Here is a 12791-nt window from a genome sequence, read left to right on the forward strand (position 1 = left end):
TGCGCAAGGCCGTCGAGGAGCACTGGGGCCCGGCGCCCGGCGAGATGTTCCTCGACCGCAGCCGTGTGGGCCACGGCGGCGATCCCGAGGGCGACATCGTGCTGGCCGCCCTGCGCCGCGGCAACCTGCTCATCCTCATCCAGCCGCCGCGCGGCTTCGGCGAGAACCCGATCGCGATCTACCACGACCCCGATCTGCCGCCCTCGCACCACTACCTGGCGGCCTACCGCTGGATCGCGGCGGCCCGCGAGGACGGCGGCTTCGGCGCCGACGCCATGATCCACCTGGGCAAGCACGGCAACCTGGAGTGGCTGCCCGGCAAGAACGCCGGCCTCTCCGCCGCCTGCGGCCCCGACGCGGCCCTCGGCGACCTGCCGCTCATCTACCCGTTCCTGGTCAACGACCCGGGCGAGGGCACCCAGGCCAAGCGCCGCGTGCACGCCACCCTCGTGGACCATCTCGTGCCGCCGATGGCACGCGCCGACTCCTACGGCGACATCGCGCGCCTGGAGCAGCTGCTCGACGAGTACGCGCAGATCTCCTCCATGGACCCGGCGAAGCTGCCCGCCATCCGCGCACAGATCTGGACCCTCATCCAGGCCGCCCGGCTCGACCACGACCTGGGCCTGGAGGACCGTCCGGACGACGACGGCTTCGACGACTTCCTGCTGCACGTCGACGGCTGGCTGTGCGAGGTGAAGGACGCGCAGATCCGCGACGGCCTGCACGTGCTCGGCGGCGCGCCCACCGGCGCGCCCCGCGTCGACCTGGTCCTCGCCATCCTTCGCGCCCGGCAGATCTGGGGCGGTACCTCGGCGCTGCCCGGCCTGCGCGAGGCGCTGGGCCTGGACGAGTCGGCGGCGACGCGTACGACCGCCGACGCGGCCGAGGAACAGGCCCGTGCGCTGGTCCAGGCGATGGAGGACGCGGACTGGGACCCGGCCGCCGTGGCGTCCGTCGCCGCTGACCACGGTCAGCAGGTCGCCGACATCCTCGACTTCGCGGCCCGCGAGGTCGTTCCGCGCCTGGCCGGCACCACGGCCGAGCTGGACCACGTCGTCCACGCCCTGAAGGGCGGCTTCGTGCCGGCGGGCCCGTCCGGCTCGCCGCTGCGCGGCCTCGTCAACGTCCTGCCGACCGGCCGCAACTTCTACTCCGTCGACCCCAAGGCCGTGCCCTCGCGGCTCGCCTGGGAGACCGGCCAGGCCCTCGCCGACTCGCTCCTGGAGCGGTACAAGACGGACAACGGCGACTGGCCCACCTCCGTCGGGCTGTCCCTCTGGGGCACGAGCGCGATGCGCACCGCCGGTGACGACGTGGCCGAGGCCCTCGCGCTGCTCGGCGTCCGCCCCGTCTGGGACGACGCCTCCCGCCGCGTCACGGGTCTGGAGCCCGTGCCGCTGGACGAGCTGGGCCGCCCCCGCATCGACGTCACGCTGCGCATCTCCGGCTTCTTCCGGGACGCCTTCCCGCACACCATCGGGCTGCTGGACGACGCGGTGCGCCTGGTCGCGGGGCTCGACGAGCCGGCCGACCAGAACTTCGTACGGGCCCACGCGCAGGCCGACCTCGCCGAGCACGGCGATGAACGCCGCGCCACCACCCGTATCTTCGGCTCCCGCCCGGGGACGTACGGCGCGGGCCTGCTGCAGCTGATCGACTCCCGTGACTGGCGCACCGACGCCGACCTCGCGGAGGTCTACACGGTGTGGGGCGGCTACGCGTACGGCCGCGGCCTCGACGGCCGGTCGGCCCGTGAGGAGATGGAGACGGCGTACAAGCGCATCGCCGTCGCCGCGAAGAACACCGACACCCGCGAGCACGACATCGCGGACTCCGACGACTACTTCCAGTACCACGGCGGCATGGTCGCCACCGTGCGCGCGCTGCGGGGCACCGCCCCGGAGGCGTACATCGGCGACTCCACCCGCCCGGAGACGGTCCGCACCCGCACCCTGGTGGAGGAGACCTCGCGCGTCTTCCGGGCGCGCGTGGTGAACCCCAAGTGGATCGAGGCGATGCGCCGCCACGGCTACAAGGGTGCGTTCGAGCTGGCCGCGACGGTCGACTACCTCTTCGGGTACGACGCCACCACCGGCGTGGTCGCCGACTGGATGTACGACAAGCTCACCCAGGCGTACGTGCTGGACCCGGAGAACCGCGCGTTCCTCCAGGAGGCCAACCCCTGGGCGCTGCACGGCATCGCCGAGCGGCTGCTGGAGGCGGAGTCCCGCGGGATGTGGGCCGAGCCCGACCCGGCCGCGATCGAGGCGCTCCGGGAGGTCTTCCTGGAGACGGAGGGCGAACTGGAGGGCGAGGGCTGACCGCCCCGGGCCGGGCCGCCGGGGGCTGAGCGCCCCCGGCCCCGGCCACCGAAGTCCGAAGACCGGGCCCCGGCTACCGCGCCGGGGCCCGGTCCAGTCGTTCGCGCAGGGTGCCGGCGAACTCCTCGGCCCGCGCCAGCTGGGTCCGCAGGTCAGCCACCCGCTGCTGCGCCGCCTCCTCGAAGCCCCGCAGCCGCGCCAGCAGTTCGGCGTGCTCCTCGGCGGGCAGCGGATCGCCGGAGTCGAGCCGGTCGGTCGCCTCCAGCAGCGCGCGCATCTCGTCCAGGGAGAAGCCCAGCGGCTTCATCCGGCGGATGACCATCAGCCGCGCCACGTCGGCCTCGGTGTAGAGGCGGAAGCCGCCCTGCGAGCGCGCCGACGGGATGACCAGTCCGGTCTCCTCGTAGTGCCGGATGGTGCGCAGCGACAGCTCCGTACGCGCGGCGACCTCGCCGATCTGCATGTGCTCGCTGCTCACCTGGTCGCCTCTCCTGTCTGTCACCGATCTCACAAGGACTCGGCGCCGATCTCTACCCTTACGTGAGGGTAGAGTTGCTGGGTGTCCGGGGGACGTCCGCGCTGCCTCCGCTCCCATGATGCGGGAGCACGCCCCTGCTGCAGATCCGCGCACCTTACCGGGTGCGCCCGAACCCGACAGGCGCCTTCCTCCTTGTCCTCTTCCGTATTCTCCCCGGCCGCGCGGCTGCGCGGTGCCCGCCCGCCCTGGCTGACCCCGAAGGTCTTCCGTACCGAGGTGCTGGCCGGCCTGGTCGTCGGCCTCGCGCTGATCCCGGAGGCGATCTCCTTCTCGGTGATCGCCGGGGTCGATCCCAAGGTCGGCCTGTTCGCCGCCTGCACCATGGCCATGACCATCGCCTTCGTCGGCGGCCGGCCCGCGATGATCTCCGCCTCCACCGGCGCCGTGGCCCTGGTGGTCGCCCCGGTCACCCGCGAACACGGCCTGGGCCACCTGATCGCCACCGTCATCCTCGCGGGCGTCTTCCAGATCGCGCTGGGCGCGCTGGGCGTCGCCAAACTGATGCGCTTCGTGCCGCGCTCGGTGATGGTCGGCTTCGTCAACGCGCTGGGCATCCTGCTCTTCACCGCCCAGATCCCCAACCTGCGCGACGTGCCGTGGGCGGTCTACCCGCTGGTGGTGGCCGGTCTGCTGCTCATGGTGTTCTTCCCCCGGCTCACCAGGGCGGTGCCCGCGCCGCTGGTCTCCATCGTGATCCTCACCGTGATCACCGTGGCCGCCGGCATCGCCGTCCCCACGGTCGGCGACAAGGGCAAGCTGCCGTCGTCGCTGCCCGTACCGGGCCTGCCGGACGTCCCCTTCACCCCCCACACCCTCACCGTCATCGCGCCCTACGCGCTGGCGATGGCGCTGGTCGGACTGATGGAGTCGCTGATGACGGCCAAACTGGTCGACGAGATCACCGACACCCGCTCGAACAAGACCCGTGAGTGCGTCGGCCAGGGCATCGCCAACATCGTCACCGGCTTCTTCGGCGGCATGGGCGGCTGCGCGATGATCGGCCAGACGATGATCAACGTCAAGAACGGCGCCCGCACCCGGCTCTCGACCTTCCTCGCGGGCTTCTTCCTCCTCATCCTGTGCATCGTGCTCGGCCCGGTCGTCTCCGAGATCCCGATGGCCGCGCTGGTCGCCGTGATGGTCCTGGTATCCGTCGGCACCTTCGACTGGCACTCCATCAAGCCCGCCACGCTCAAGCGGCTGCCGGCCGGCGAGACCGCCGTCATGGTGATCACCGTCGCCGTCGTCGTGGCCACCGACAACCTCTCCATCGGCGTCGTCGTCGGCTCGGTCACCGCGATGATCATCTTCGCCCGCCGCGTTGCCCACCTCGTGCAGGTCACCGCCGTCACCGACCCCGACGGCACCGAGGTCGTGTACTCCGTCACCGGCGAGCTGTTCTTCGCCTCCTCCAACGAGCTGGTCGGCCGGTTCGACTACGCCGGCGACCCCGACAAGGTCGTCATCGACCTGAGCGCCGCCCACGTCTGGGACGCGTCCTCCGTCGCCGCGCTCGACGCGGTGGAGAACAAGTACGCCCAGCGCGGCAAGACCGTCGAGATCACCGGTCTGAACGAGCCCAGCGCCCGCCTGCACGGCACGCTGAGCGGGGAGCTGGCCGACAGCCACTGACCTGCGGTCGGCAGCTGGCGAGCGGTGACCGGCGGCCACGGGCCCGCGGCCGTCGGCCGTCGTCCCGCGGGCCGGTGCGCGGCTCTCACGTACGGCGGGTGGCGGGCCGGCCGGTTCGGGGCCGGTTGAGGAGCACCAGCAGGGCACAGCACAGCACCGCCAGCACCGCGGCCGCGGCCAGCAGCCGCGGCACCGGGAAGGCGGCGGCGAGCGTGCTGATCAGCAGCGGCGCGAACATCCCGAGGTACGCGAGGCTCCAGAAGTACGACGTGAGGCGGGCCAGCGCGGTCGGCGCGGCGAGCGCGGCGGTGGTGGCCAGCCCGTACGTCAGGGCCAGCCCGTACCCGGCACCGAGCACGGCCCCGGCCACCAGCGCCAGCACCGGCTGCCCGTGCCCGGCGGCCGGCACGGCGAGCGCGAAGCCCCCGGCCATCACCAGCAGGCCCGCCGCCCCGGTACGCAGCCGGCCGCGCGCTGCCAGCCACCGGGCCAGCGGCTGCACCGCCACCCCCGCACCGGGTACCACCGCGGTCGCCACCCCCGCGTACACCACCCGCCAGCCGGTCAGCCCGCCGTCCACCAGCCCCGGCAGGGTGGCGAAGCCCACCATCGGCGCGGCGAAGACCCAGGGCGCCATGGGCAGGACGGCCCGCCAGAAGCCGGTGCCGCCGCGCCCGGAGGCCGCTCCGGAAGGGGCACGGCCGGCGGCCGGTCCTGCCCCGGCACACCGCTCCGGCCGGGTCTCCGGACTCCGTCGGGCGAACCGCCAGGCGAGCACCGCCAGCACCAGGTGCGGCAGGTACGCCAGGACCATCGGCCGCGGCGCCCACTGGGCGATCAGCGATGCGCACAGCCCGCCCGAAGCGAACCCGAGCGAGACGAAGACCCCGGCGCGCCGGGCGGCCACCGTCTCCGCTCCCGGCGGCACGTACGGCGGCGAGGACAGCTCCTTCACCCACGCGCCGCCGGCCGCCAGCAGCGCCCCGGCACTGATACCGGTGAACAGCCGCCCGGGGGCCAGCCAGAACGCCGCACCGGCCCCCAGCATCAGCAGCAGCGTCGCGACGAGATTGAGGAGCAGCGCGCCGAGCGCCACCGGCCGCCGGCCGTACCGGTCGGCGAGCGGGGCCGCGACGAGCAGCCCGGGTATCAGCCCCACCGCGTATACCGCGAGCAGCGCGTTCACCGCGGCGTCGGAGAGCCCGGCGGTGCGATAGGCGCCGAGGAGCGCGGCGAACTGGTTGGCGCTCCAGCCGGAAGCGGTCATCATCAGCGCCGTCCGCCGGCCGTACGGGCGCGGGGCAGGCGGTGCGGGGGAGGGGCAGGTCGGGGTCGGGGTCGGAGACAGTCCGGCGGTATCGGTCACCTCCCCGTTGTACGAGCCACCCCGCACGCCCCACCGCCCGCATTCACGAATCGTGAACGGACATACGCCCCGATAGCGGCCGCGTCGTACGCTGGACCACCATGGACCTCCGGCTGCTCCCGTCGTTCCTGGCCGTCGTCGAGGAACGTCACTTCGGCCGGGCGGCGGCCCGTCTCTACCTCTCGCCGGCGGCCGTCACCCAGCACGTCCGCCGCCTGGAGAGCGAGCTCGGCACCCCGCTGCTGCACCGGAACCCGGTACGGCCCACCGCGGCGGGCGTACGCCTCGCCGAGCACGCCCGCACCCTGCTGGCCGCGGCCGACGCGGCGGTCGAGGACGTGCACGAGGCGGTCCGCAGGGAACGCGAGCGGACCACCCGCCCGCTGCGGATCGGCATCATGGGCCACGGCTCGGCGGAGATCACCCCCGCCGCGGTGAACGCCTACCGCAGGGCGCGCCCCGAGGTCCCCGTCGAGGTGACCCAGCTGAACTTCACCGAGCACGTCACGGCGCTCGTGGAGGACCGGGTGGACCTGGCCTTCATCCGGCCGATGCCCGACGACGACCGGCTGGTCGGCGACGTCCTCCTCACCGAGCAGCGCATCGTGGTGGTCCCCGAGTCCGCCCGGCTCGCCGACGCGCGCACCGAGGGGGTACGCGTCGCCGACCTGGCCGACCTGCCGATCTTCCGGGTCCCCGACCACACGCCGGCGATCTTCAAGGACTACCTCTACTTCCGCAACGAGGCCGCCCGCCGCGGACGCAGCGTCGCCCTCTTCCCGCAGGAGGTCCTCACCGGCGTCCTCACCGGCCACGGCGCCGGCTCGGGCCTGCGCTCCTTCGCCCGCTACTACAACTGGCCCGGCGCCGTCTTCGTCCCCGTACTCGACGCGCCCCACGAATCCAGCTACCTGGCCGCCCGCGCCGACGACCGCAATCCCGAAGTAGCCCTCTTCCGCGCCCTGGCCACCACCCTCTCCCGCGAACTCGCCCCGCGCATCAACGAAATGCCGCTGCCCTGACCCCGGCGGCCGCCTCGGGAGCGGTGCGGTACCGGCCGGAACGGCCCTCAAGTGGCGTGCGAAACTGCCGAGATGACCCCCAGGAGCAGGCCCGGCACCCGCCCGGCCGTTCGCGGACTCACCGCTCTGCTCGCCGCCTGCGCCGCCGCGTCGACCCTGAGCGGCTGCGCGGACGAGCACTCCACCGGAGGCTCCCGCGCCGGAACCGGCACGGCGGGGCACGGTTTCGACGCCTTCCCGGCCGCCGAACGCGCACCGGCACCCGGCATCCAGGGCACGACAACGCGCGGCACACCGCTGGACGTCGGCGACTACAAGGGGAAGAAGGCCGTCGTCCTCAACATCTGGGGCTCCTGGTGCGGGCCGTGCGATGCCGAGGCGCCGGGCTTCGCCAAGGTCGCCGGGGAGAGCCGGAGCAAGGGGGTGCAGTTCGTCGGCATCAACACCCGTGACAGCGGCACCGCACAGGCCATCCGGTTCGAGGAGCAGCACAAGCTCCCGTTCCCCAGCCTCTTCGACCCGTCGGGCAAGCTCATGCTGCGCATCCCCAAGGGCAGCATCAATCCGCAGTTCATCCCGTCGACCGTCGTCATCGACCGGCGGGGCCGGATTGCTGCCCGGGCAATGGGGCCGCTCGGCGAACAGCAACTGCGCGAAATGCTCAAGCCCGTGATCGCCGAAGGCCGCTCCGGAAACCGCGGCTGAGGCACTGTGACTCCCGTCACGGGGAGGACGCACCGCGCTGACTTCCTCCCGGCGTCTCCCGAAGCGCCGCACAAACAGTCAGGGGCCTGACCCGCTTTCGCGGATCAGGCCCCTGGCCTGTGTTTCTTCAGTCGGGGTGGCGGGATTTGAACCCACGACCTCTTCGTCCCGAACGAAGCGCGCTGCCAAGCTGCGCTACACCCCGAAGCAACGAGCTCTACTTTAGCGGACCGATCCGCGAACGTGAAATCCGGTATCCGGGGCGCGGGGGAGCGGGCCTGAACTGGTCGATCGCGAGGAGGACCGCGGCGAGCACGAAGAGGGCCGCGAGGACGATCGCGGCGACGGTCAGGGCCGCCGGGTAGCCGTGGGTCGTCACGTCCACGAAGGGCCAGGGGGAGCGGTCCGCCGTGCCGGGAGTGATCAGCGCGCCGCGGACGACGGCGAACACGAGGTAGAGGAAGGGGTAGCCGAGCCACTGCCAGGTGTGGCGCAGGCGGTACTGGCGCGGCAGGGTCAGCAGGAGCCAGTCCAGTACGGCGCCGAGCGGGACGACGGTGTGCAGGAGCTGCCCGGCGGCCGTGCCGGCCGCGGAGGAGTTGCCGGGGCCGGGCGCGAGGTGGGTGTGGTGGAGCACGGCGGCGGCGAGCACGTAGAGCAGGAGTGCGCGGGTGATCCCGGGGGAGACGGGGCGGCGGCCGCTGCCGGCCCGGTACGCGGACCACAGCGTGCAGACCGCGAACGCGGCGCCGGCCTGGACCGAGAAGTCGCTGAACAGGCGGGCCGCGCCGGTGGAGCGGCCGGCTTCCAGGGCGATGCCGATGATGGCCGCGGCGGCGAGCAGGACGCGGAGGACGGCGACGAGCGGGCGGCGGACGTGCGGGGCGACCGCCGACGACGGGGTGAGTGCCGAGGCGCCGGCCGGGCCGGTCGCGTAGTGCGAGGAACGGGTGGGGTCGGACCGGGTCGGGTCGATCATTTCTCCACGCTAGACAAATCGTGGGGCGATGGGGACCGGTATGCACGGCCTTGTACCGAGGACGTCCCGGGGCCCGAGCCCGGGAGCGACCGGGGCCCGGGAGCCGGCGCGTGGGCGTGCGGCTCCCGGTGGCCCTGCCGCTCAGGCCCGTTCGGTCAGCGTCATCAGGGTCGCCTCGGGCGGGCAGGCGAAGCGCACGGGGGTGTAGCGGTTGGCGCCGCAGCCCGCGGAGACGTGCAGGTAGGAGGTGTGCTCGCCGGCGGTGTGGGTGGACAGGCCCTTCACCCGGCCGGTGTCCAGGTCGCAGTTGGTGACCAGGGCGCCGTAGAAGGGGATGCAGAGCTGGCCGCCGTGGGTGTGCCCGGCGAGGACCAGCGGGTAGCCGTCGGCGGTGAAGGCGTCCAGCGCGCGCAGGTACGGGGCGTGCACGACGGCGAGCGAGAGGTCGGCGCCGTCCTCGGGGCCGCCGGCCACCTCGGCGTATCGGTCGCGCTTGATGTGCGGGTCGTCCAGGCCGGTCAGCGCGATCTCGATGCCGTCGAGCTTCAGGCGGCCGCGGGTGTTGGAGAGGCCGACCCAGCCCGCCGCGTCGAAGGCGTCCCGCAGCTCTTCCCAGGGGTTGTGGACGACGCCGACGGCCGGCGGATTGCCGTTCAGACCGTGTCGGCCCTGGAACTTCTCGAGCAGGTAGCGGGCGGGATTGCGCAGCTTCGGTCCGTAGTAGTCGTTCGAGCCGAAGACGTACGTACCGGGGAACTCCATCAGCGGGCCCAGCGCGTCCAGCACCTCCGGCACCCCTTCGGGGTCGGAGAGGTTGTCGCCGGTGTTGACGACGAAGTCGGGGCGGAGACCGGCCAGCGACTGCAGCCAGCGGCGCTTCTTGTTCTGCCCGCTGACCATGTGGATGTCCGAGACCTGCAGCACCCGCAACGGCCGCATGCCGCGCGGGAGTACCGGGATCGTCACCCGGCGGAGCCGGAAGGAGCGGGCTTCGATGCCGGCGGCGTAGGCGATGCCGGCCGCGCCGACCGCCGTGAGGGACAGGGGTACTCCGTATCGCGCGCGCATGGACCCATCGTGGCAGAGAGCGGAGGGTGGCCACATCACGGGGGATGATCTTGCTGCTGCGCGAGGCGGGCGGGCGGCCGGAGGAGGGCCGAGGTCGCCCGCGGGGGCGAGCGGCTGCTGCCGCGGGGCCCCGGGGCTGCCCGTGGAGCGCCGTACGGAGGCGCTTCGGCCCGATAACTCCGCGCAGTACCGGTCGGGCCCTGGCAAACTTGGGTCATGACCACGCTCAAGACGAAGCTGCAGGACGACCTCACCGCAGCGATCAAGGCGCGCGACGAGCTGCGCTCCTCCACCCTCCGCCTCACGCTCACCGCGATCAACAAGGAGGAGGTCGCGGGCAAGACGGCCCGCGAGCTGTCGGACAGCGAGGTCGAGAAGATCATCGCGCGCGAGGCGAAGAAGCGCCGGGAGGCCGCCGAGGCGTTCGAGAAGGGCGGCCGGGCCGAGCAGGCCGCGCGCGAGAAGGCCGAGGGCGAGGTGCTCGCCGACTACCTCCCCAAGCAGCTCACCGACGCCGAGCTGGAGAACATCGTCGCCGAGGCGGTCGCGGAGGCCGTGGGCAACGGCGCCGAGGGCCCGAAGGCCATGGGCGCGGTCATGAAGATCGTGAACCCGAAGGTCGCGGGCCGCGCCGAGGGCGGCCGGGTGGCCGCCGCGGTGAAGAAGCTGCTGGCGGGCTGACCCGCACGGCCGCGCACTGAAGCGCCAAGGGGCGCCTCCCTGAGGGAAGCGCCCCTTCGTCATGCAGTGCGCGGCGTGGTCATGCCCTGCGCGGCCCGGTGAACCGCACGCGCCCGTCGTGCGCGCGGCCCGGACTCACCTGTTGTGCCCGTGCCCGTGGCCGCCGCCCGGCCAGTTCCAGCCGCCGTCGCCGCCCCCGATGACGTCGGGCAGGTCCGGCAGGTCGGGGAGGTCGACACCGCCGCCCGGCTTGTCGTCCGTGCGGGCCGGCGGCTTGGCCCGGTTCTTCTTCTTGCTCTTCGGGTCGTGGATCGGCACCGTGTGGAAGCCCGGCGCGGGCTTGCCGGCGAGCGCCCCGGCCATCGCGTCCCGCCAGATCGGGCCCGGCACCTGGCCACCGAAGACCTTGTCGTACGGGCGGCCGCCGATGCTGATGTCGACCATCCGCCGCTTGTGCTCGGGGTCGCCGACCCACACCGCACCCGCCATGTTCGGGGTGTAGCCCACGAACCAGGCGGCGTAACGGCCGTCCGTCGTACCGGTCTTGCCCGCGCTGGGCCGGCTGTTGAGCCCGGCCTCCTTGCCGGTGCCGTCCTCGACGACGCCCTGCAGCAGCGTGTTTATGGTGTCGGCCGTCTTCTCCGACATGGCCCGGCGGCAGCTGGTCTGCGGGACCTTCATCGCCTTGCCGTCCGGGCCGGTGATCGACTCGATGGCGACCGGCGTGCAGTACTCGCCGCGGTTGGCGAACGTCGCGTACCCGGCGGCCATGGTCAGCGGCGACATCTCCTGGGTGCCCAGGGTGATCGAGGGCACCTGGTCGATGTCCTTGCCGTCTGCCCGCTTGATCCCCATCTTGTCGGCCATCTTCGTGACCGGGCAGATGCCGACGTCGCTGATCAGCGACACGAAGTAGGTGTTGACCGACTTCGCGGTCGCCTCCTTCATGCCGTACGGGCCCTTCTCGCTCCGGTTCTCGTTCTCCACCGGGGCGCTGCCCTTCCACATGCCCTTGCAGGTGGAGACCGGGCTCGGATACTGCATGCGGTACGGGGAGGGGTACACCTTGTTCGGGCTGACGCCCTGCTCCAGCGCGGCCGCCGCGATCACCGGCTTGAAGGTCGAGCCGGGCTGGTAACCGGCGCCGCCGCCCATGTCACCGTCCACGGCCAGGTTCATCTGGGTCTGGTTGCCCTTGAAGCCGTACGGCCGGGACTGGCCCATGCCGCGGATCTTGCCGGTGCCCGGCTCGACCAGCGCCGCCGCCGTGGCGACCGGGTCGGAGTCGTAGACGTGCTCGCTCACCGACTTCTGCACGGCCTTCTGGGCCTGCGGGTCCAGCGTCGTACGGATCGTCATGCCGCCGCGCTGCCAGCGGGCCAGCCGGGACTTGGCCGTCTTGCCGAAGACCGGGTCGTTCAGGAACGCCTCGCGGACGTAGTCGCAGAAGAAGCCGGCGCCGTCGACGGCGGTGATGCAGCCGTTGCGCGGGGTGCTGGTGTGCAGCTCGATCGGCTTCTTCGCGGCCGCGTCGGCCTGGGCCTGGGTGATGTCGTGGACGTCGGCCATCCGCTGCAGCACGGTGTTGCGCCGCTTGGTGGCCTCCTCCGGGTCGTTCACCGGGTCGTACCGGCTCGGCGACTGCACGATGCCGGCCAGCAGCGCGGCCTCGGGGAGGTCCAGGTCCTTGGCGGGCTTGCTGAAGTAGCGCTGGGCCGCGGCCTCCACGCCGTACGCCTGCTGCCCGAAGAAGGTGATGTTCAGGTAGTTCTGCAGGATCTTCTTCTTGCCCAGCTCCTTCTCGACCTGGATCGCGTACTTCAGCTCGCGGATCTTCCGGCCGATGGTCTGCTGGGTGGCCTCGGCGACCTTCTCCCGGTCGTTGCCCGCCTCCTCGACGAAGACGTTCTTCACGTACTGCTGGGTCAGCGTCGAGGCGCCCTGCGACACCCCGCCGGACTGCGCGTTCTTGTTGACCGCGCGCAGGATGCCCTTCATGTCGACCGCGCCGTGCTGGTAGAAGCGCGAGTCCTCGATCGCGACGATCGCCTTCTTCATGTACGGCGAGATGTCCTTGAGGTCCACCACCGTGCGGTTGCGGAAGTAGACCTTGGCGATCTCGCCGCCATTGGCGTCCAGGATCTTGGTCTGCTGGCTCAGCGGCGGCGTCTTCATCGTGGCCGGGATGTCGTCGAATCCCTCGACCGTCCCCTTGGCGGCGAGGCCCAGCGCGCCGGCGGCGGGGAGTGCCAGGCCCGCCAGCACGGCTCCGGCCAGCACGCTGACGCCGAGGAACTTCGCGGCCTGCTGGGTCGCGGTGAGGCCGCCACCGTCGCGCTTCTTACCCATGAGGGCACCCTACGTTCTCAATCACCGGACAGGGGCGCATCTGTTCGCTTACTCTGTTCACGCCTGTCACTCGAACGTGGTTCCGCACCAGCACCTCACCTTTTCCTGCCGCCGGGCCGGTGACCGA

Annotated in this window: 10 protein-coding genes and 1 tRNA gene; 5 read left to right on the forward strand and 6 right to left on the reverse strand. The window is 72.3% G+C overall.

Annotation, left to right across the window (positions count from 1 at the left end; genetic code table 11):
- On the forward strand, positions 1-2324 hold a 2324-nt coding region (cobN, locus tag C3486_RS06710; RefSeq protein ID WP_103831668.1), incomplete at its 5' end, for a cobaltochelatase subunit CobN.
- 73 nt (positions 2325-2397) lie between these two features.
- On the opposite strand, the gene C3486_RS06715 is transcribed toward cobN, so the two are convergent.
- Positions 2398-2802: a MerR family transcriptional regulator gene (locus C3486_RS06715; RefSeq protein WP_103831669.1), complete on the reverse strand. Its 405-nt coding sequence runs from the start codon at positions 2800-2802 to the stop codon at positions 2398-2400.
- 192 nt (positions 2803-2994) lie between these two features.
- Between C3486_RS06715 and C3486_RS06720 the strand changes: the two genes are divergently transcribed.
- On the forward strand, positions 2995-4494 hold the full coding sequence (locus C3486_RS06720; RefSeq protein ID WP_103831670.1) for a SulP family inorganic anion transporter: 1500 nt from the start codon (positions 2995-2997) through the stop codon (positions 4492-4494).
- A gap of 85 nt (positions 4495-4579) precedes the next feature.
- Here the strand turns inward: C3486_RS06720 and C3486_RS06725 are convergent, their stop codons facing one another.
- On the reverse strand, positions 4580-5764 hold the full coding sequence (locus C3486_RS06725) for an MFS transporter (protein WP_103831671.1): 1185 nt from the start codon (positions 5762-5764) through the stop codon (positions 4580-4582).
- A 197-nt stretch (positions 5765-5961) separates the two neighbouring features.
- Between C3486_RS06725 and C3486_RS06730 the strand changes: the two genes are divergently transcribed.
- Both C3486_RS06730 and C3486_RS06735 read left to right on the forward strand, forming a co-directional pair.
- Positions 5962-6882 (forward strand): LysR family transcriptional regulator, encoded by a 921-nt coding sequence (locus C3486_RS06730; protein ID WP_103831672.1) that lies wholly within the window; start codon positions 5962-5964, stop codon positions 6880-6882.
- A gap of 72 nt (positions 6883-6954) precedes the next feature.
- Positions 6955-7587 (forward strand): TlpA disulfide reductase family protein, encoded by a 633-nt coding sequence (locus tag C3486_RS06735; RefSeq protein WP_103831673.1) that lies wholly within the window; start codon positions 6955-6957, stop codon positions 7585-7587.
- 131 nt (positions 7588-7718) lie between these two features.
- Here C3486_RS06735 and C3486_RS06740 read toward each other — a convergent pair.
- The 3 genes from C3486_RS06740 to C3486_RS06750 all read right to left on the reverse strand — a co-directional run bounded on the left by C3486_RS06740 (position 7719) and on the right by C3486_RS06750 (position 9634).
- Positions 7719-7792 (reverse strand) — tRNA-Pro (locus tag C3486_RS06740).
- Positions 7793-7804: 12 nt separating this feature from the next.
- Positions 7805-8566, reverse strand: coding sequence for a Pr6Pr family membrane protein (locus C3486_RS06745; protein ID WP_103831674.1), 762 nt, complete (start codon positions 8564-8566; stop codon positions 7805-7807).
- 141 nt (positions 8567-8707) lie between these two features.
- A complete protein-coding gene (locus C3486_RS06750) occupies positions 8708-9634 on the reverse strand; it encodes a metallophosphoesterase (protein WP_103831675.1) in 927 nt (308 codons plus the stop codon).
- A gap of 216 nt (positions 9635-9850) precedes the next feature.
- Here C3486_RS06750 and C3486_RS06755 point away from each other — a divergent pair, with 216 nt between their 5' ends.
- A complete protein-coding gene (locus tag C3486_RS06755) occupies positions 9851-10315 on the forward strand; it encodes a GatB/YqeY domain-containing protein (protein ID WP_103831676.1) in 465 nt (154 codons plus the stop codon).
- A 135-nt stretch (positions 10316-10450) separates the two neighbouring features.
- Here C3486_RS06755 and C3486_RS06760 read toward each other — a convergent pair whose 3' ends face one another.
- The gene (locus C3486_RS06760; protein WP_103831677.1) at positions 10451-12664 is read right to left on the reverse strand and encodes a transglycosylase domain-containing protein; all 2214 of its coding nucleotides are present in this window, start codon (positions 12662-12664) and stop codon (positions 10451-10453) included.
- Positions 12665-12791 lie beyond the last annotated feature (127 nt).

The organism is Streptomyces sp. Ru73 (genome assembly GCF_002920575.1).
Taxonomy (GTDB): Bacteria; Actinomycetota; Actinomycetes; order Streptomycetales; family Streptomycetaceae; genus Streptomyces.

What these genes read in the sequence shown, in the direction of transcription:
- C3486_RS06725 (WP_103831671.1), bottom strand. Translation starts at nt 5,764, where the DNA reads ATGATGACCGCTTCCGGCTGGAGCGCCAACCAGTTCGCCGCGCTCCTC.
- C3486_RS06730 (WP_103831672.1), top strand. Translation starts at nt 5,962, where the DNA reads ATGGACCTCCGGCTGCTCCCGTCGTTCCTGGCCGTCGTCGAGGAACGT.
- C3486_RS06735 (WP_103831673.1), top strand. Translation starts at nt 6,955, where the DNA reads ATGACCCCCAGGAGCAGGCCCGGCACCCGCCCGGCCGTTCGCGGACTC.
- C3486_RS06745 (WP_103831674.1), bottom strand. Translation starts at nt 8,566, where the DNA reads ATGATCGACCCGACCCGGTCCGACCCCACCCGTTCCTCGCACTACGCG.
- C3486_RS06750 (WP_103831675.1), bottom strand. Translation starts at nt 9,634, where the DNA reads ATGCGCGCGCGATACGGAGTACCCCTGTCCCTCACGGCGGTCGGCGCG.
- C3486_RS06755 (WP_103831676.1), top strand. Translation starts at nt 9,851, where the DNA reads ATGACCACGCTCAAGACGAAGCTGCAGGACGACCTCACCGCAGCGATC.
- C3486_RS06760 (WP_103831677.1), bottom strand. Translation starts at nt 12,664, where the DNA reads ATGGGTAAGAAGCGCGACGGTGGCGGCCTCACCGCGACCCAGCAGGCC.